We start from the raw sequence: 18,039 nt of genomic DNA on the forward strand, positions 1-18,039 counted from the left end.
TCCAACGCTGGGGCTGAAGCGTAACTCCTGCATCTACCTGCTGAGATCGGAGGGAATGCGTCACATTCCTGTCCCGCGCTGGTGACGCCTCGCGAGCAGTCGATCTGGTTCAGGTGTCAATCACCGCTCTAGACAAAGGAGACTTTTCAAGTGGACTCGGAGTTGTTCGGAGGCCAGGCGGTCATCCACTTCAAGGATGAGACGACCCGCCGGAGCTTCCTCAGAACCGCGGCGCTCGTGGGCGTCGGGGCCACGCTGGCGGGGGGCGCGACTACCGCATTCGCAGCCGGCCCGGAAATGGCCTCACAGTTCGGCGATGGGGACGTCGGCGTCCTCAATTACGCCCTCACGCTGGAATATCTGGAAGCCGACTTCTACGCGCAGGGCACTGCCAAGGATTTCCTTGGTGACAACAAGAAGTACCTGGCACCGATCGCCCAGCACGAGGCGGCACACGTCCAGGCGATCCTCGGCACCCTGCAGAAGCTGGGCGCCACGCCGGCGGCCAAGCCGACCTTCAAGTATCCGGACGGCACGTTCACCGACGCGATGACGTTCCTCAAGACTGCCAACACGTTCGAGGAGACAGGTGTCAAGGCCTATCACGGCCAGGTGCCCCTGATCAAGGACGGCGCCATCCTGGGTGCCGCCGCCTCCATCGCAGGGGTGGAGTCACGCCATGCGTCGGTGCTGAACCTCATCCTGAAGCAGAAGTTCGCACCCGCTCCGGTCGAGGCGCACGCCTCGATGGACGAGGTAGTGGCTGCTGTCAAGCCGTTCCTGGGAGCCTAGATAATGACCAATTCATCAATCAACCGCCGCAGCTTTCTGAAGCGGGGCGCGCTCGGCGCCGGAGCCGTGGTCTCCGGCGAGGCGGCCATTCAGCTGCTCAGCACCGGACGGGCCTGGGCCGCGTTCGGCAGCGACGCCGACGTGCTCAACTATGCGCTGACTCTCGAATATCTGGAGTCGACGTTCTACGAGATGGGCAACGCCGCCAACGTGATCACCGACGCCACCGAGAAGGACGTTCTAGCCACCATCCAGCAGGACGAGGAAGCTCACGTTCAGGCGATCAGCGACACCATCAAGAAGATCGGCGGCACTCCGGTTGCCAAGCCGAGCGTGACGTTCCCGGACGGCACTTTCACCTCCCGCGACTCCTACCTCAAACTGGCCAAGACCTTCGAGGAGACGGGCGTGGGAGCCTACCTGGGCGCTGCCGGCAGCATCCAGAACAAGGACATCCTGCAGGCCGCGGCAGGCATCTTCGGGGTGGAGGCACGACACGCCGCCGCCATCGGCTACATCACAGGCGCCGCGCCTGAGGGTGGCATCTACATGGGGGCCACCGAGACCGCTAAGCAGCCAGCCGACGTGCTGGCGGCCGTGATGCCCTTCTTGGGCGGAATGCCGAGTGCCGGTTTCCCCCCCCGAAACGGAAACCCTGACTTCCTGGCCGCCGGGGCCGGGGCCGGCCTGCTGGCCGGGGCGGGGTTGCTCGTCGCCGGTCTGCGCCGCCGAGCGGCCGCAGCCGAGACTGAGTAAATCTTGGGCGTGATCGCACGCCTTCGTGGCTGGACCGGTTCCCGCCGGGCACTCGTGCTCGGCGGGGCGGTCCTGCTCAGCCTATCGACGGCCATCGGAGCCGTCGATCTGCACTCACAACAGGCAAGCCGGCATCAGGCGCTGGCGCCGCACAGGCCGGCGGCGACCATCCCGGTCGTACCGCCGGCACCTGACCAATACAACCCCGAGCCGGCGCGCGTGGCGGGCCAGACCCCGCAGCGACTGCGGATTGCGTCAATCGGAGTGGATGCGGGAGTGGAGTCAGTCGGCGTTACACCCGCACTGCTGCTGAAGACCCCCAATGACACAGCCAACGTCGGCTGGTACGAGCTGGGCAGCAGCCCCGGCCAGAACGGTGACACGGTTCTCACCGGCCACCTCGACACCCAGACTGGAGCTCCGGCCGTCTTCGCCCGACTGGGTGCGATCAACCCAGGCGACACGATCACCGTGGTGGCTGGCGACGGGCGAACCGTCAACTATCGGGCCGATTCCGTGGGCCTGGTGCCCAACGACCGGACGCCGGCCGATCTCTACGCCACCGACGGGCCGCCGCGGCTCACGCTCATCACCTGCGCCGGAACGTGGGACGCCAATCGTCAGCTGTACAGCGAGCGCCTATTGATCCGGGCAACGCAGAGCTGACGTATCTATCTCAGGAGACAAGCAGTGAAACTCACCAGATCAAGCATGAGACTCGGTCGAATCGGGCTCCTGGCGGCCGCTTTTCTGAGCCTGGCCGCCTGCGGAGCCGGTGGTGGCGGCTCATCCTCGCAAGCTACGGCTTCGCCGACCGACCACGCACACATGTCGATGTCCCCGACCGCGGCCCCGACGGCCGCCCCCAGCCCGAGCGCATCTCAGGCGCCTGCCCCCGCAGCGGCGATGGTGGAGGAAGTCAACGCGACCAACAAGGGCGGTGATTTCAAGCCTGCCAGCACGAACATCAAGGTCGGTGAGACGGTGGTGTGGATCAACCACAGCGGCAACATCCACAACGTCACCTTTGACGACAAATCGCTTGGCAACTCGTCCACCATGAGCGCGAACGAGAGCTTCAGCAAGAAGTTCGACAAGCCGGGGACTTACCACTACGTCTGCACTTTCCATCCTGGAATGGAAGGGACGATAGTAGTCACGTAAATGGGTGGCGAGCGGCTGCTCAGGGACCGAGGTCCCAGAGCAGCCGGTAGTACGCCGTGACGGGGTCCAGCTCCACCCCATATGCCTCCAGCAGGCGCGCTTCCCAGCCAGGGCCGTCGTTCCAGCCTGCCGACCAGATGGCGATGGCGAGGTCGGCCCAGCGGTCCCCCACCCCGAGTAAGCCCAGATCCACATGTCCAGTCACAGCCCCTTCGGCATCCAGCAGCGTGTTGGGGGCGCAGGCGTCACCGTGGCAGACCACCAGCTGGCGGACGGGCGGCGGGGCCGACACCAGCTGCAGGGCTTCGGCGATGCTCAGGTGGCGATGGCTGGAGTGCCAGAGTTCAACGTTCACCTGCCCCCCAGAGGCGCGCCGGCGAGCGTCGGCCACTCTGTCGCCCGCCGCCCAGGTGAACGGGCACTCCGCCACCGGCAGGGAATCGTGGAGCCGGCGAAGACCCTGTCCCAGGCTCCTGACGGCTGTGGCCGGGTCAGCCTGCCAGCGTGGGCTGACAGCGTTCTCCCCGGCAGCGCTGCAGTGACCAGCCAGGCGCCCGTCTGTTCGCCGCCCTGATCGAGCAGCCGAGGCACGCCAAATCCAACGGAGAATCCGCCGGCGCCCACTTCACAAACCGTCGTTGGGCGCCGCCGCCCACCTCGAAGGTGAGGCCGCCGGCCTCGTTCTGCCAGACCGCCAGCACAGGCTCCTCCCCAGCCAGCCGCAGCACGGCCGCCGGTATGGCTGTCCCTGCGTGGGGAACCTCAGACAGCCTCAGATCCTGCGCCTGAAAGTCGTCGCGGCGGACTTCGCTCATCAGACACGAACCTAGCTAGGCCCGCGTACGCCTTCGGCGAGAGCTTCGGCGGGAGCCGAGAATTCCGGTGCTCAGCTCGACGCGGCCGCGCGTTGCGCGAGTCCGTCAACGAACAGGTCGAGTAGCAACTCGAAGCGGGCGTCGGGGTCGGCGAACGCGAAGTGATCGGCGAGGTCGACGAGATTGGGGAACCGCTGAGGCGGGAGGGAGGTGAGGTAATCGCGCGCCATGTTCGCCGCATCTTGAGATGCGGGTTGCACGTCTTCGGACTGGACCTCGACGGTCTCGTCGAGAGTGAATCCGTTGACGACGGCCATCAGTAGGTGCTGGCCGAGCACGGCGAGCTGATCGGGGACTCCGCCGGCTCGGAGGATCGCGAGGAGTCGCTCGCTGTAGCGCAGCGCGTTGGGACCCATCGCATGCGCGCCACGATCCTCCGCCACCGGGACATCGTCCGGATCTCGCTCGGGCGAATCCCGTCACGCGGCCAGCGGGAATCGCCGTGTGCCTCCACGTCGGTCGGGGCGCGCACGACCTTCAGCTAGACCAGCAGCGCTTCGTGGCCGTCGGCAGCGAACTCCTGCTCGACACCCCCGGAGCCGCTGACGCGACCGGCCGCTATGAGATCGAGATCGCCGGCGGCGCCAACCACCTCACGATCCATGCCCCCCGATGACGTCGTGCTCCAAACAGGTCTTACCTCACAAGGTAATCGACTCCCAGAAGGACCGGCCTACCGTGAAATCGGCGGCCGCTCGTGATTTACGTCGACCGCCCTCTCGAGCCTGTGAAGGACTTCGTCGACACCATCGACGCGCACTGGGACGACGTGGTGCGCTGGTTCCAAAAGACGCGGACTCGCTGGTGGTCGGCTCGACGTTGCCGTCACCGATGAGGACAGACGGATCGCCTCCGTCTATGGGTTTCTCGACAAGGTTCCCAGCTGACCCGAGCAAAGTCGGTTGGATCAGCGTCAATTGGCGACATTCTTAGCCTTCAGCGTCTCGGTCAGCTGATATCGGCATTTACGCGATCACTTGGCCACAGCGGCCTCCACCAACAGACAAGGAGTTGGCGATGCAGATGAACATGGTGCAGCAAGACGCTCCAGCGAGGAGGATCTTCTCGTTCATGGTCGCGACCCTGGATGGGTATTACGAAGGTCCAAACCGGGATTTCGACTGGCCGGTTGTCGACGAGGAGTTCAACGAGTTCGCTCTCCAGCAGCTCAACGAGGTCGACACCATCCTGTTCGGGCGGGTCACCTACAGCCTGATGGCCCAGTGGTGGCCGACGGATGCAGCCAAGGAAGCCGACCCTGTCGTTGCTTCCAAGATGAACGGCCTGCCCAAGATCGTCGTCTCACGGACGCTCGAACAGGCCGATTGGGCCAACACGCGGCTCGTCAAGGACGACGTGGCCGACGAGCTGGCACGCCTGAAGCGGCAGCCTGGCAAGGACATGGTGATCATGGGCAGCTCGAACCTTACTGTGAGCCTGCTGGGCATGGGGATCGTCGACGAGCTCCGAGTCATGGTCAACCCGGTAATCCTCGGTGGCGGCCAGTCGCTGTTCAGAACCGCAACCGAAAGGATCGGCGTGAAGTTGCGGAAGGCCAGGTCCTTCCGCTCCGGCAACGTCCTTCTCCACTATCAGCCCATGAGAAAGGAGGCCTGACATGATCGGCAGCGATGGTAGACCCCGAGTCACCGAGGCCCATTCGCTCGACGGGGACGGCGCCCGCCTCTTCGAGGGCGCGGACCACGGTGGCGTCGCGCTCTCATTCTTCCTGACCGACACGCCGCCCGGCGGCGGACCTCGCCTCCACGTTCATCCCTACCCGGAGGTCTTCGTGGTGCAGCAGGGCACCGCCGCTTTTCGGGTCGGGGAGGCGACCATCGAGGCCAGCGAAGGCCAGATAGTGGTCGCCCCCCCTGGCCAGGCCCACACGTTCACGAATGCCGGCCACAGGCCGCTGCGTATGGTGACCCTCCACCCCAGTGACCGTGTGGTCACTGACTGGCTGACCGAGTAGCCAGATGATTGGAGGGGTGTAGGTGCGCAGACTTGAAGCTGGGGAGTTCGAGCCTTGGCGCCAGCTTCGGCTGACCGCTCGCCAGGAAGCGCCCCTGGCCTTTGGATGGACCTGTGCGCGCGAGCGGCAGCATCCGGTCTCAGTCGGAAGGGAGCGGACCGCAGCCTTTGCCACCGGCGATCAGCGGGTCATGTTCGTGGCCGTCGCGGCCACCGGCTGCTCGACGCCGGCGCCGGCGGCGCTCCCTGGCCTCGCTCTCGCCGCTGCTCATGGAGGGCTTCCGGCGGGCCGTCCTGAACTCGTCGGTCCCGGCCGGGGACATCCCGGGCGAGGCTTCCGGCCCAGTGGTGCTGACGAGCAGGGCAACGTCTGGACTGATCGCTGCGACAAGCCTGTTTATCGCGGGTGGATGGACGCTCCTAAGAGTACGGCCCGGCGCTCGCGGCTGACCCCGCGGAGCGGCTTCGGAATGAGCTGACGGCCCACAGAAATGGGTCGCCCATATTGGAGGAGAAGAAGATGAAGAGAGCTTCGAATCGTTGGATGGTCGCGGGCCTCCTGGCCCAGCTTGGTGGCGTTGCGTCTGAAGCCGCATGGGCCGTGCTCCCCCAGTCAACCCGTTCGGGCACCGGTACCAATTGGGGTTTCCTCGTGGATCATGTAGTGTCGAACGCAGGCGTTGTTGCGGTCCTGGTCGGAGCGGCGCTGACCCTCCGTGATCGTCGCTCCTTGTCTCGCGCTGTCGTCGGGAGCGCCACTCTCGGCGCAACCCTAGAAACGATTGGCGCAGCTGCCGACATGGCGAGACACGTGTCAGGGCAGCGCGGTGGGGAAGCCATCATCTACCCGACGCTTGCGGCCGGGGCAGCACTCGCGATCGGTTCTCTGGTGCTTGGAAGACCGGCATCCAGGGCGGTCCGGTCCTAACAGCCGGAGCAAACGATGTCCACCTGAGCATTTCCTAGCCGTCATCTCGGTGGCCGACCTCAGTGCCGCACACGGGTGGTACGAGCATCTCGCAGCCCAGCCGACAACCCTCGGATGGAAGGATCACCCACAGAATGGGCCCCCGCTTCTATATCCGGACCGTCCGGGAAGCGTCTACAGATCTCCGGAGCTGTTCAGACTATCCAGCAGTTGCCGGCTGCCGCCGGGATTGCCAGGCGGCCGCCAGTCGTCAGAGCAGCCCGACGTGGCGGCCGGCCCGGCACAGGGCGGCGACGCTGGTGGCGTGCTCGATTGTCCCGTCGAAGGCGGCCGCCAGGGCCTGCCGAAGCGGCAGCCTGCGGACGATCATGTCAGCCTCCGCCACCTCCGGACTTCGGCCGACTGAGGTCAGGTTCTGGGCCAGGTAGAGATATTGGACCCCTGTCAGTGCCGCTGAGCCCCGCGTGCGGCCGAGCGAAAGCCAGTCCTCGGCGGTGAGCCCGGCCTCCTCCGCCAGCTCCCGCTGCGCGGCCGGCAGGGGCTCCTCACCGGGCTCCAGCGTTCCCGCCGGCACCTCCCAAGAGCTGCGGTTCCAGGGGTGCCGCCACTGGCGCACCAGCACCGTGTCGCCCGATTCGAACACTGGCACCATCCAGACTGCGCTCGGCGTCTCGACGACGCGGTGATCTGACTCCCCGCCCTCGGGCCAGCGCACTGTGTCCAGCCGCAGACCGATGTCGCGGACACGTGCCACTTGGCGCGAGGCAACGACTTGGAACGGCCGTTCAGCAGCGGGCTCGAGGAGCCAGTCGGGTCCGCTCACGCGCCCTGGGCATCGGCTGTCAGCGCTGCCACCGCCGCAGCGGCGGCGGCGATGTGGCGAGGATCGGGGCCATAGTCGAAGGGGGAGACCTCGCCCAGGTGCTCCTTGGCACGATTGAGCAGGTCGGGATGGTCGTCGATGAACCGGGTGGAAAGCTTGCCAGCCAGGAAGTCCTGGCTCTCCAGGATCGCCTGGTGATAGGGGATGGTGGTGGCCGGACCGACCAGCACGAACTCGCGCAGCGCTCGCTTGCCGCGAGCGATGGCCTCGGCCCGGTCGGCGCCGTGAACAATCAATTTGGCGACGAGCGAGTCGTAGTTGGGCGGCACCTCTGAGCCAGGACCGAAACCCGAGTCCACCCGCACGCCGGGACCGGCCGGCTGGACCCAGCGGGTGATCCGCTTGGGGTTGGGCATGAACCTGCGCGCCGGATCCTCAGCATTGATGCGCATCTCGATCGCGTGGCCCGTCCAGGAGATGTCCGACTGCGTGAAGGAGAGCGGCTGCCCCGCCGCCACCCGCAGCTGCTCCTTGACCAGGTCGATTCCCGTCACCTCTTCGGTGATCGGGTGTTCCACCTGCAGGCGAGCGTTGACCTCCAGGAAGTAGAACTGGCCTTCACTGAAGATGAACTCGACAGTCCCGGCGTTGATGTAACCCGCTGCGCGCACCGCCCGGACGGCGGCCTCGCCCATCTCGGCCCGCTTCTCGGCAGTCAAGGCAGGCGAAGGCGTCTCCTCCATGATCTTCTGGTGCCGCCGCTGGATCGAGCACTCCCGCTCGCCCAGGTGGACCACATTGCCCTCGTCGTCAGCGATGATCTGGAACTCGATGTGGCGGGGGTTGTGGACGTACTTCTCAACGTAGACGGTGGGGTCCCCGAAGGCTGCGGCGGCAGCGTTCTTACAGCTCTCGATGGCAGCTATCAGGTCGGCATCCCTTTCCACCACCGTCATGCCGATGCCGCCCCCACCACCGGAAGGCTTGACGATCACCGGGAAGCCGATGTCGCGGGCGATCTGAGCCGCCAGCTTGACGTCCTCGATCGCCTCGCTGCCCGGCGTCACCGGGACACCGTTCTCTCCGGCCAGGCGCTTCGCCTCAAGCTTGGATCCCATCGCCCGCATCGCGCCCGCGGGCGGCCCGACATACGCGATGCCGGCGGCCGCGCAGGCTTCGGGGAACTCGGGCCGCTCGGAGAGAAAGCCGTAGCCGGGATGGATCGCCTCCGCACCCACGTCGGCGGCCAGCTTGACTATCCTCTCCAGCTGCAGGTAGGACTGCGTCGGCGGCGCGGCCCCGATGTGATGCGACTCGTCAGCGTAGCGGCGATGAATGGCGTTCGCGTCAGCGTCCGAAAAGATGGCAGCTGTCTCGATCCCCAGCTCGCGGCAGGCGCGCATGACGCGGACGGCGATCTCCCCCCGGTTGGCGACCAGGACCTTGTTGAACGGCTTCCTCTTCATCTCTATGCGATGGCTACAAGTGGTTGGTTGGGCGTCACCACTTCGCCCTCCTTGACGTAGACGTCAGTCACCCTGCCCGGCTTGCTGGCGACTATGTCGTTCTGCATCTTCATGGCCTCCAGCACAGCCACCACCTCGCCGATCTTCACCTCGTCGCCCTGCTTCACCGGCAGCTTGACGATCAGCCCCTGCATGGGCGCGGTGATGGCGTCCTTGGCTGGCGCCTTGGGCGTCGGCACAGGTGCGGTGGTCCCGCCGGGACCGGCGGCTGAGCCGCCCGCTGGCAGAACTGCCAGGCCGGCTCCCGTAACCCGAACCTTGAAAGTCTCGCCCTCCACCTCGACGTCGAACTCCGCGCTCTGGGCTTGCGCCGCTGCCTGGGCGGCGGGCGCTTCAGCGGCGGCCTCGTCCCCGTCCCCCTGAGCCGCAGCCTGCGCCTGGTCGCCTTCGGCGGCGACTGCCTCCGCTTCCTCGCCGCTCTCTCGACCATCGCCGGACTGCTTCTCCTTCGGCTTGGCCATAAGCTCCAGGGCCAGCTGAGGGAACAGCAGATAGGTCAGGACGTGATCGTCTCCGCCCGGCAGCTTGCGCTTCTTGAGCTGGCTGCGAGCTGCCTCAACCTGGGGTTCCAGAAGATCTGCCGGACGGACGGTGATGGGCTCCTCACGGCCCAGGACCAGACGCCTGATCTCCGCCTCCGCCGGCCTCGGCGGACGCCCGTAGAGACCCTGCAGGTAATCCTTCAGCTCCTGCGTGACAGTCGCGTAGCGCTCCCCGCCGAGAATGTTGTAGACGGCCTGGGCGGCGATCAGCTGCCGGATGGGCGCCACCAGAGGCGGATAACCGAGCTCCTTTCGAACCCGGGGCACCTCAGCCATCACCTCGCGCGTGCGGTCGACCGCCGAGTGCTCCTCCAGCTGGCGGCTGATGTCCTCCAGCATGAAGCCGGGCATCTGGTAGCGAAGGATGTCAGCGTCAACTCTGTCCACCCAGGGCGAGAAGTCACCGACGTGATCTCGCTTCGCCTGCTCCAGTTCCAGTTTGACCTCGATCAGCTTCTCCAGGTCGAGCCCCGTGTCGTAGTCCCCGCCGGCCAGGGCCGCCACCACGCTTTCCGTGGCGGGCTGGCTGGCGCCCCAGGCCAGCGGTGAGAGCGCTGTGTCCACCACGGCCGCACCCGCCTCGATGCCCGCCATGTAGGACATCGGCGCCATGCCGCTGGAGCAGTGGGAGTGGACGATCACAGGCAGACCTGTCATCTCCTTCAGCGCCGTGACGAGCTCCCAGGCGACCTGTGGGGTCAGCAGGCCCGAGGTGTCCTTGATCACCAGGTCCTGCACGTCGAACGCTGCCAGGCCCTTCGCCAGTGAGCACCAGAAGTCGTGATCGTGGACGGGGCTGATGGCATAGCTCAGGGCGCCCTGGACGCGAGCTCCCGCCTTCTTCGCCGAGCGGATCGCCACCTCCATGTTCCGCAGGTCGTTCAGCGGGTCGAAGACCCGGAAGACCTCAACTCCCAGGTTGGCCGCCGTCTTGACGAACAGCTCGACCGCGTCGTCGGCATAGTTGCGATGGCCAACGAGGTTCTGGCCCCTGATCAGAGCCTGGATGGGTGTGTTGGGCGTGACCTTCGCGAGCTCGCGGAGGTACTGCCAGGGATCGTCACCGAGCCTGAGAGACGTCTCGAAGGTGGCGCCCCCGAAAGCCTCCAGGGCGAAGAATCCGATGCCGTCGAGCTTCTTCGCCAGGGGCAGGATCTCCCGCGGCCGCAAGCGGCCCCCCAGGAGCGACTGGTTGGCGTCCCGAAAGGTAGTGTCGGTCAGCCGCAGCCGCGGCTTCGGTACCTGGCCAGGCATCTTAGCCGGCGAGCGCCTGCCGCTTCTCCAGGTGGCTGGCGGCCACCTGCTCGTCCCGCACGCCGAGAATCCGCGCGGCGAACCAGGCGGCGTTCTTGGCGCCGGCGCGGCCGATGGCCATCGTCGCGACAGGGATTCCGGCAGGCATCTGGACTATCGAGTAGAGCGAATCGATGCCGCCCAGGTGCTCGGTGGGCACGGGCACGCCGATCACCGGGAGGTCCGTCCAAGCCGCCACCACGCCCGGCAGGTGCGCGGCGCCGCCGGCGGCCGCGATCACCACCTCGAGCCCGCGCTCACGGGCGCTTGCCGCCCAGTCCTTGACCCCTGCCGGGTCGCGGTGGGCAGAGCAGATCTTGAGCTCAGCTTCGATTCCAAAGGCCTCCAACTGCTTCAGACAGTCCTCCATCAATGGAAGATCCGATTTCGAGCCGAGAATGACGCCTACGCGTGCGATTTTGCTGACCCCCTTCCGGTGAGATTCAGTGCCCTACCTCAGACACTAGGTTGCTTCGGCCGCTATATCGTGGCGGTAGAAAGCCTCCTGAAAGCGTACTCGGGCGGCCGCCCCGCCCGCCCTCTCGCGCGCGTCGCGCACTGTCCGGCCCCGGCCCACCACCGTCAGAACGCGACCCCCGGCTGTGATCAGCTTTTGGCCCGCCAGCTTCGTGCCGGCGTGGAAGACGAGGACTTCGCCTGGCAGCTCGTCCAGGCCCGAGATCTCATGGCCTGTCAGGTAGCTGTCTGGGTAACCGCCGGAGGCTATCACCACCCCCACCGCCGCATCCGGCGACCAGCGCAGGGCCGGCGCCGAACTCAAATCGCCTCTGGCGCAGGCCAGCATGACCTCGACCAGGTCGGATTCCAGCCGGGGCAGCAACACCTGCGCCTCGGGATCCCCGAACCGCGCATTGAATTCGATCACCTGGGCGCCACTGGGGGTCAGCATCAGACCCGCGTAGAGCACGCCCCGGTACTCGCTGCCCCGCTTCCGGAGGGCGTCGACGGCCGGCTGGAGGACCACCTTGTGAACCTGCTGGATGAGGCTTTCGCCCATCCCGGCGGGCGGCGAGTAGGCGCCCATCCCGCCGGTGTTCGGTCCGCGGTCGCCAGCCAGGGCGCGTTTGTAGTCGCGGGCAGGTTCCAGCGGCAGCACCCGGCGCCCGTCGCTGAAGCCGAACACCGAGAGTTCCTGCCCGGACAGCCTTTCCTCGATGACCACCGTGCTGCCGGCCGCACCGAGCGCGCTGCGTTCGAGCAGTGCCTCGATGGCTGCGTCGGACTCGGCGATCGAGCCGCAGACGAAGACGCCCTTGCCGAGCGCCAGCCCATCCGCCTTGACCGCCACCTGACCGCCGCGTTCGGCGGCGAAGGCGCGCGCCGGCTCGGCGTCGCTGAAGGCGCGGTGGGTGGCCGTAGGGATGCCGGCTTCCAGCATCAGCTCTTTGGCGAACGCCTTGCTGCTCTCGATCCGACCGGCCGCGCGGTCCGGCCCGAACACCGGCACTCCCCCAGCACGCAGCACATCGCCCACGCCGGCGTCGACGGCAGACTCCGGACCCAGCACAGCGAGATCAACTTTTTCCGCCCTTGCCAGCTCCAGCAGCGCAGTCGAGTCATCGGGCTTCACCGGGATGTTGCGCGCGAGAGCGGCGGTGCCGGCGTTGCCGGGCGCCACCAGGAGCTCGCCGCAGAGCGGCGACTGGCGGCACTTCCAGGCCAGCGCGTGCTCTCGCGCCCCAGCTCCAACGATGAGGAGCCTCACGGTCCCTCAGCCGTGGCCAGGCAGGCGCCGGGCGTTAGCGTGGAGACAGGGAGGGGTTGCGCCCTCCCTTCCCGCTACTCCCACTCGATGGTGCCGGGCGGCTTGCTCGTGATGTCGAAAACAACGCGGTTGACGCCCGGCACCTCGTTGACTATCCGGTTCGAGATCCGAGCCAGCACCTCGTGCGGGAGCCGTGCCCAATCGGCTGTCATGGCGTCCTCCGACGTGACCACGCGCACTGCCACGACGTTGGCGTACGTGCGATAGTCCCCCATCACGCCGACTGTCTGCAGCGGCGTCAGCACAGCAAACGACTGCCAGACCTTGCGGTAGAGGCCGTTGTGCTTGATCTCGTCCACCACCACCCAGTCAGCGTTGCGCAGGATTTGGAGGCGCTCGGCAGTGACCTCACCAAGGCAGCGTATGGCCAGGCCCGGCCCGGGGAACGGCTGCCTGTGCACCATGTCCTCGGGCAGTCCCAACTCCAACCCCACCCCGCGAACCTCATCCTTGAACAGGTAGCGGAGGGGCTCGATCAGGCGGAAGCGAAGACTGGGCGGCAGGCCGCCAACGTTGTGATGCGTCTTGATTTTCACCGCGCTCTGACCCGTGTCGGCAGCCGTCGACTCGATGACGTCGGGGTAGAGGGTGCCCTGGCTCAAGAAGTCGATCTCGCCCAAAGTCTTCGCCTCGGCCTCGAACACGTTGATGAACTCGCGTCCAACTATGCGACGCTTCTCCTCCGGCTCGACCACGCCGGCGAGAGCACCGAGGAAGCGGTCGGTGGCGTCAACGAAGCGGATGTTCATGTCCAGATGGCCGTGCAGGACGTCCAGCACTCGATCGGCTTCGCCATGGCGGAGCAGCCCGTTATTGACGAAGACACAGGTCAGCTGGTCTCCGATCGCCCGGTGCACCAGCGTGGCCGCCACAGCGCTGTCCACCCCGCCCGAGAGTGCGAGGATGACCCGTCCGCTACCGACGGTCTCCCGGATCGACTGGGTGGCGTCGGCGATGAAGGAGCCGGCAGTCCAGGTGCCAGTGCAGCCGCAGACGTTGTAGAGGAAGTTGCGGATGATCTCCTTTCCCTGCGGCGTGTGCTGCACCTCGGGATGAAACTGGATGCCCAGCGTGCCGGCGCCGTCGCTGAAGGCTGCCACCGGCGCGTTGCCGCTCGAGGCCACCGCGCGGAAGCCGGGCGGAAGCTCCAGCACATGATCGCCATGGCTCATCCAGACCGGCAGCTCCGCCGGCAGACCCGCAAAGAGCCGATCGGAGCGGCTGACACTGAGCAGAGCCGGTCCATACTCCCGCTTGCTGGCCGGTTCCACGGTGCCGCCGCGATGGTGGGCGATCAGCTGCATGCCGTAGCAGATGCCCAGCACCGGGACCCCCGATTGAAGAGCTGCCGGATCGATCTGAGGCGCGTTCTCCGCGTAGACGCTGGCGGGGCCGCCGCTCAGGATCAGGCCCACCGGATTGCGGGCCGCCAGCTCCGACCAAGGGGTCGTACCGGGGAGCAGCTCGCAGTACACGTTGGCCTCGCGAACCCGGCGCGTGATCAGCTGCGAGTACTGCGAACCGAAGTCGAGGACGATGATCAGCTCGCGCTGAGAATCCGCCGCGGCGGCCCGGGCCGGGGCGGCGGCCGGAGCCGCAGGCGTCAGCGCCGGCTCCCCATGCCGACCCCCTGAGCCGCCTGGTGCAGCTTCCCCTCGCTCCCAATCGCTGGCGCGATCACCATGTCGACCTTCTGGAATTCCCGGATGTCGGGCGCGCCGCAGACGCCCAGACAGGACCGCAGGGCACCTGCGAAGTTCTGGGTGCCGTCGTCCACAGCTGCCGGTCCTGTCAGGATCGCCTGGAGGCTGGCTTTGACGCCCACCTCGATGCGAGTGCCGCGCGGCAGGTTGGGATCGGGGGTCGCCATGCCCCAATTGAAGCCACGGGAAGCCGACTCGACAGCCCCGGCCAGCGGTGAACCGATCATGACCGCGTCAGCACCGGCGGCAAACGCCTTGCAAACATCGGCGCCTATCCGCATGCCGCCGTCAGTGATGACAGCCACCCGGCGGCCCCATCTAGCCTGGAACTCCTCTCGCGCCGCCGCCACGTCGGCGGTGGCGGTGACCTGCGGAACGCCCACACCCAGCACGCCGCGGGTCGTGCAGGCGGCGCCCGGACCCACTCCGACCAGGATGCCGGCGACGCCTGTCTCCATCAGCTCCAGGGCGGTGTCGTACTGGACGCAGTTGCCGGCCAGCACCGGAATGGAGATGGACTGGCACAGCTCTTGGAAGGAGAGCTGGTGGTAGCTGCGGCTGCGGTGGCGGGCGGTCAGCACAGTTCCCTGGACCACCAGCACGTCAGCCCCGGCCGCCTCGATCGGCCCAGCCCGCTCCTCGGCGCGGGCCGGAATGGTCGAGACCGCACAGGGGACCCCCGCATCCTTGATCTGGCGGATCCGCCTCTCGATCAAGTCGCGCCTGACTGGTGCTCGATAGGCGTCCTTCAGGACCTGGTTGACCTCGGCCTTGGCAGCGGCTGCGATCCTCTCGATCACAGGGCCCGGATCCTCGTAGCGAGTGTGCACTCCGTCCAGGTTCAAAACAGCCAGGCCGCCCAGCTTTCCCATCGCGATGGCGAATGCCACATCGACGACTCCGTCCATGGCGGAGCCCCAGAATGGGATGGAAAGCGTGACCCCAGGCAGCGCGAAACTGATGTCCACCTCGTCGGGATTGAGGGTGACCTGGCCTGGGACCAGCGCCACCTCATCGAAGCCGTAGGCGCGGCGCGCCCGCCGACCTATACCAATTTCAAGCGAGCTCTCCGCGGGCCTTGCGATCGTTTCGATGGGTATGCGTACTCCTTTGAAGGGGCGGGTGCCCTTGATTATAGCCCCCAGCTGGTGGCCACTATCCTTATGGCGGGATGGCCATGAAGACGTTGGAATACCTGCCTGGCATCTCCCCCGACGACTGCCGCAGGCTGCGAACGCGGGGCTACCAGCACTCCAACCAGCTCCTCCATGCGGTGACGCTCCAGATCGATCGCGAACGGCTTTCACGGAAAGTGGGCATCTCGCCCGACCGCTTGCTCGAGTTCGGTCGTCAGTGCGCCCTGCTCGAGATCTCGGGCATGGATCGCTACCTGCCCATTGTTCGCCGGCTGGGCATCGGCGGTCTCAAGGACCTGAAGGTCGCCCAGCCGGAGGCCTTGCATGCCCAGGTGATGGACGCGCTGGGCATGACCGGCGCGCCCAGCCTGCAGATGGTCCAGTACTGGATCAGTCAGGCGCGCACCTGCGACACCTTGGAAGAGCCTCACCACCTGCCGGCCCAGGTCGAGAGCCCCAACCTCCTCTAACAGGCGGCGCTCGCCATCCCTCAGCTGCCCGGCGCCGGCCGCCGCTCCCGCTTCACCGCGCTGGGGCTGACCGCCGCCCTGGGGCTGCTGGCAGCGCTGGCATACAACTACTCTCGGCCGCCCTCCTCACTCCTGCCGGCGCAGACAGTTCAGGGACCGCCCCCAAGCCCAGCCCAGCCCCTGCCCTGGCGGGGAAGCGCGCAGTCAGCGCTCGGTCTGGAGGGGGCCGGCCTGCTGGCTGCCACGCCCAACGCCCACCCGCAGCCGATTGCCAGCGTGGCCAAGGTGATGACCGCCCTGGTGGTCCTGCAGCTGAAGCCGCTGGCGGCCGGCGAAGTAGGTCCGCTGCTGCAGATCGGCGACCAGGAGGTGCGCGAATACGCCGCAGCGAAAGCCAACGGCGAGTCGGTGGTGGCCGTCAAGCAGGGCGAGCAGCTGACCGAGAGGCAGGCCTTGGAGGGGCTGCTGCTGCCATCCGGGAACAACCTGGCGGTTCTCCTGGCACGTTGGGTTGCCGGCTCGCCCGAAGCGTTCCAGGCGAACATGAACTCGACAGCGGCCGCTCTGGGCCTTCGCGAATCCAAGTTTGCCGATGTGAGCGGACTCGACCCCGGCACCGTCAGCACGCCGAGTGATCTGGTCAAGCTCGGGCTGGCAGCTATGAAGAACCCTGCGTTCGCCGACGTGGTAGCCCAGCCGCAGGCTGATCTGCCGGTCGCGGGCACTGTCTACAACGTGAACTACGCCATCGGCCAGGACGGTATCACCGGCATCAAGACGGGCACCACACCCCAGGCCGGCGCCGTTTACCTGTTCTCAGGCACGACTGAGCTGGAGGGGCACAACTTGGTGGTGGTGGGCGTGGTGCAGGGCCAATCGGCGCTGCCTGACGCTCTCACCGCAGGCCGCAATGTGTTGAAAGCGGCCAAGGCCGCCATCACAATCCAAACCGTCGTCAGTCAGGACCAGGTGATCGGGCATTACCACGTCCCCTGGCAGGGAGACGTCGATGTGGTCGCCAAGCAGGAGATGCGGCTGCCGCTGCTGAGTGGTTCCCCAGTGCGCTACCGCTTGAAGGGCAGCCGGCTGACCGGTGCGGCGCCGGCCGGCAGCGATGCCGGCAGCCTCGAGGTGACGGTGGCCGATGCGCCCGGCCTGGTGGCCGTGCGGCAGCAGGTCCCGCTGGCCACCGCTGGGGACGTCACTGAGCCGTCACCCTATTGGCGTCTGACGCGAACGAGCTGACCGTGGGGGCGGCGACAGCCGCTGCCTGGGAATGGCTCAGTTGGTCTCAGTCACCTTTCGGAGCCCGCGGGGATGATCCGGATCAAGGCCCAGCGAAAGGGCTCGATGAAGCGCCAGCAGCTGCCCGGCCACCGCGTAGGGCAGCGGCGTGAGACTCTCCGGCAGGCCGGTCTTGATCACCAGCGGCCTGCCACTTCGGCCGGGGTGATCGGTGAAAGCCAGGACGTGGGCGCCCTTACGGCGCAGAGCGGCGCCCAGTTCCCGCATCTGCCGCAGGGTGGGGCCTTCCGCCTCCAGCAGCAGGACCGGGAAGCCCTGCTCGACCATGGCCACAGGGCCGTGCATGAAGTCGGCGACTGACTGCCCGTCCGCTACCGAATAGCTGGTCTCGGTGATCTTGAGCGCCAGCTCTTCGGCGGTGGCCAGGTGATAGCCGCGCCCGATGACTGCCAAACGCTTGCCGCCCAGCTGTTCGGCCGCCTGCTGGAGCGGATGGGTGAGCGCGATGGTCTGCCTCAGCGCTTCGGGCACGCGTTCCAGCGCCTGAGCGAAGTCCGCCTCCGGCCGCATGGCCTGTGACAGCATGGCAAAGGCGAGGAGGCTTGTCGTGTAGGTCTTGGAGGCCGGCACGCTGCGCTCCTTGCCCGCGTGCATCTCCAGCACCAGCTCGGCCGCTGACCCCAGGCGAGATTTCGGCTCGTTGGTGAGCGCGATGGTCAGGCTGCCCTGCTCGCGGGCGGCCTCGATGACGCTGCACACGTCAGGGGAGGCGCCGGATTGGGAGACGGCCAGGACGCAAAAGCCGGCCAGGTTGGGCCTGCCCTGGTAAAGCCCGAAGACCGACGGGGCGGCGAGAGCGACTGGCAGTGAGTTTCGAATCTCGAGGAGGTACTTGGCGTAGGTGGCAGCCTAATGCGTTTGTCAAGAGGCCAGGGGCAGTTACGGCTTCTGGAAAGGCTCCCGGTCCCTGAGCATGGCCCAGAGCACGTCGACGCGTCGCCGCGCCAGCGCGATGACGGCTTGGTG

The 18,039-nt window shown here is 66.9% G+C and carries 19 protein-coding genes and 1 pseudogene; 10 read left to right on the forward strand and 10 right to left on the reverse strand.

Annotated features, from left to right (window positions below; all coding sequences use genetic code 11):
• Positions 1–150: 150 nt before the first annotated feature.
• Genes ACR2MZ_RS05020 through ACR2MZ_RS05035 form a run of 4 tightly spaced genes read left to right on the forward strand, consistent with a single transcriptional unit; the run spans position 151 to position 2,712 of the window.
• Positions 151–792 (forward strand): ferritin-like domain-containing protein, encoded by a 642-nt coding sequence (locus ACR2MZ_RS05020; protein ID WP_434003973.1) that lies wholly within the window; start codon positions 151–153, stop codon positions 790–792.
• Between the two features lie 3 nt (positions 793–795).
• Entirely contained in the window at positions 796–1,548 is a 753-nt protein-coding gene (locus tag ACR2MZ_RS05025) for a ferritin-like domain-containing protein (RefSeq protein WP_434003974.1), read from the forward strand.
• A 9-nt stretch (positions 1,549–1,557) separates the two neighbouring features.
• Entirely contained in the window at positions 1,558–2,214 is a 657-nt protein-coding gene (locus ACR2MZ_RS05030) for a class F sortase (protein ID WP_434003975.1), read from the forward strand.
• 45 nt (positions 2,215–2,259) lie between these two features.
• Positions 2,260–2,712, forward strand: a complete 453-nt coding sequence (locus tag ACR2MZ_RS05035) for a cupredoxin domain-containing protein (protein ID WP_434003976.1) — start codon at positions 2,260–2,262, stop codon at positions 2,710–2,712.
• A 19-nt stretch (positions 2,713–2,731) separates the two neighbouring features.
• Here ACR2MZ_RS05035 and ACR2MZ_RS05040 read toward each other — a convergent pair.
• Positions 2,732–3,527 (reverse strand): annotated as a pseudogene (locus tag ACR2MZ_RS05040) (phosphotransferase).
• A gap of 71 nt (positions 3,528–3,598) precedes the next feature.
• Positions 3,599–3,970 carry a TetR/AcrR family transcriptional regulator C-terminal domain-containing protein gene (locus ACR2MZ_RS05045; RefSeq protein ID WP_434003977.1) on the reverse strand — a complete coding sequence of 124 codons (372 nt, stop codon included), beginning with the start codon at positions 3,968–3,970 and terminating at the stop codon, positions 3,599–3,601.
• 59 nt (positions 3,971–4,029) lie between these two features.
• Here ACR2MZ_RS05045 and ACR2MZ_RS05050 point away from each other — a divergent pair, with 59 nt between their 5' ends.
• The 4 genes from ACR2MZ_RS05050 (at position 4,030) to ACR2MZ_RS05065 (ending at position 5,562) form a co-directional block, all read left to right on the forward strand.
• Positions 4,030–4,203 carry a hypothetical protein gene (locus tag ACR2MZ_RS05050; protein ID WP_434003978.1) on the forward strand — a complete coding sequence of 58 codons (174 nt, stop codon included), beginning with the start codon at positions 4,030–4,032 and terminating at the stop codon, positions 4,201–4,203.
• Positions 4,204–4,284: 81 nt separating this feature from the next.
• Positions 4,285–4,422, forward strand: a complete 138-nt coding sequence (locus tag ACR2MZ_RS05055) for a hypothetical protein (protein WP_434003979.1) — start codon at positions 4,285–4,287, stop codon at positions 4,420–4,422.
• 182 nt (positions 4,423–4,604) lie between these two features.
• Positions 4,605–5,204 carry a dihydrofolate reductase family protein gene (locus ACR2MZ_RS05060; RefSeq protein WP_434003980.1) on the forward strand — a complete coding sequence of 200 codons (600 nt, stop codon included), beginning with the start codon at positions 4,605–4,607 and terminating at the stop codon, positions 5,202–5,204.
• Between the two features lies 1 nt (position 5,205).
• A complete protein-coding gene (locus ACR2MZ_RS05065; protein WP_434003981.1) occupies positions 5,206–5,562 on the forward strand; it encodes a cupin domain-containing protein in 357 nt (118 codons plus the stop codon).
• A gap of 1,177 nt (positions 5,563–6,739) precedes the next feature.
• Here the strand turns inward: ACR2MZ_RS05065 and ACR2MZ_RS05070 are convergent.
• The 7 genes from ACR2MZ_RS05070 to ACR2MZ_RS05100 form a co-directional block, all read right to left on the reverse strand.
• Positions 6,740–7,243: an NUDIX domain-containing protein gene (locus ACR2MZ_RS05070; protein ID WP_434003982.1), complete on the reverse strand. Its 504-nt coding sequence runs from the start codon at positions 7,241–7,243 to the stop codon at positions 6,740–6,742.
• A gap of 65 nt (positions 7,244–7,308) precedes the next feature.
• The gene (locus ACR2MZ_RS05075; RefSeq protein ID WP_434003983.1) at positions 7,309–8,778 is read right to left on the reverse strand and encodes an acetyl-CoA carboxylase biotin carboxylase subunit; all 1,470 of its coding nucleotides are present in this window, start codon (positions 8,776–8,778) and stop codon (positions 7,309–7,311) included.
• A gap of 2 nt (positions 8,779–8,780) precedes the next feature.
• The gene (locus ACR2MZ_RS05080; protein WP_434003984.1) at positions 8,781–10,634 is read right to left on the reverse strand and encodes a pyruvate carboxylase subunit B; all 1,854 of its coding nucleotides are present in this window, start codon (positions 10,632–10,634) and stop codon (positions 8,781–8,783) included.
• A gap of 1 nt (position 10,635) precedes the next feature.
• Positions 10,636–11,091 carry a 5-(carboxyamino)imidazole ribonucleotide mutase gene (gene purE / locus ACR2MZ_RS05085; protein WP_434003989.1) on the reverse strand — a complete coding sequence of 152 codons (456 nt, stop codon included), beginning with the start codon at positions 11,089–11,091 and terminating at the stop codon, positions 10,636–10,638.
• Positions 11,092–11,136: 45 nt separating this feature from the next.
• Entirely contained in the window at positions 11,137–12,399 is a 1,263-nt protein-coding gene (gene purD, locus ACR2MZ_RS05090) for a phosphoribosylamine--glycine ligase (protein ID WP_434003985.1), read from the reverse strand.
• A gap of 74 nt (positions 12,400–12,473) precedes the next feature.
• On the reverse strand, positions 12,474–14,066 hold the full coding sequence (gene guaA, locus ACR2MZ_RS05095; RefSeq protein ID WP_434003990.1) for a glutamine-hydrolyzing GMP synthase: 1,593 nt from the start codon (positions 14,064–14,066) through the stop codon (positions 12,474–12,476).
• The gene (locus tag ACR2MZ_RS05100) at positions 14,063–15,247 is read right to left on the reverse strand and encodes a GuaB3 family IMP dehydrogenase-related protein (protein ID WP_434003991.1); all 1,185 of its coding nucleotides are present in this window, start codon (positions 15,245–15,247) and stop codon (positions 14,063–14,065) included. The genes guaA and ACR2MZ_RS05100 overlap by 4 nt, the downstream gene beginning before the upstream one ends.
• Positions 15,248–15,333: 86 nt before the next feature.
• On the opposite strand from ACR2MZ_RS05100, the gene ACR2MZ_RS05105 reads away from it, so the two are divergent.
• Positions 15,334–15,768, forward strand: coding sequence for a DUF4332 domain-containing protein (locus tag ACR2MZ_RS05105; protein ID WP_434003986.1), 435 nt, complete (start codon positions 15,334–15,336; stop codon positions 15,766–15,768).
• A gap of 234 nt (positions 15,769–16,002) precedes the next feature.
• Positions 16,003–17,013: a D-alanyl-D-alanine carboxypeptidase family protein gene (locus ACR2MZ_RS05110; RefSeq protein WP_434003992.1), complete on the forward strand. Its 1,011-nt coding sequence runs from the start codon at positions 16,003–16,005 to the stop codon at positions 17,011–17,013.
• A gap of 36 nt (positions 17,014–17,049) precedes the next feature.
• Here the strand turns inward: ACR2MZ_RS05110 and ACR2MZ_RS05115 are convergent, their stop codons facing one another.
• Positions 17,050–17,892 carry an SIS domain-containing protein gene (locus ACR2MZ_RS05115; protein WP_434003993.1) on the reverse strand — a complete coding sequence of 281 codons (843 nt, stop codon included), beginning with the start codon at positions 17,890–17,892 and terminating at the stop codon, positions 17,050–17,052.
• Between the last annotated feature and the right edge of the window lie 147 nt (positions 17,893–18,039).

Source organism: Candidatus Dormiibacter sp. (assembly GCF_050999135.1).
In the GTDB taxonomy this organism is placed as follows: domain Bacteria; phylum Chloroflexota; class Dormibacteria; order Dormibacterales; family Dormibacteraceae; genus Dormiibacter; species Dormiibacter spiritus.

Bases quoted from the DNA above. Each gene is read 5' to 3' on its own strand.
- ACR2MZ_RS05060 (WP_434003980.1), top strand. From the start codon at position 4,605: ATGCAGATGAACATGGTGCAGCAAGACGCTCCAGCGAGGAGGATCTTC.
- ACR2MZ_RS05035 (WP_434003976.1), top strand. From the start codon at position 2,260: ATGAGACTCGGTCGAATCGGGCTCCTGGCGGCCGCTTTTCTGAGCCTG.
- ACR2MZ_RS05105 (WP_434003986.1), top strand. From the start codon at position 15,334: ATGGCCATGAAGACGTTGGAATACCTGCCTGGCATCTCCCCCGACGAC.
- ACR2MZ_RS05025 (WP_434003974.1), top strand. From the start codon at position 796: ATGACCAATTCATCAATCAACCGCCGCAGCTTTCTGAAGCGGGGCGCG.
- ACR2MZ_RS05075 (WP_434003983.1), bottom strand. From the start codon at position 8,778: ATGAAGAGGAAGCCGTTCAACAAGGTCCTGGTCGCCAACCGGGGGGAG.
- ACR2MZ_RS05065 (WP_434003981.1), top strand. From the start codon at position 5,206: ATGATCGGCAGCGATGGTAGACCCCGAGTCACCGAGGCCCATTCGCTC.
- ACR2MZ_RS05080 (WP_434003984.1), bottom strand. From the start codon at position 10,634: ATGCCTGGCCAGGTACCGAAGCCGCGGCTGCGGCTGACCGACACTACC.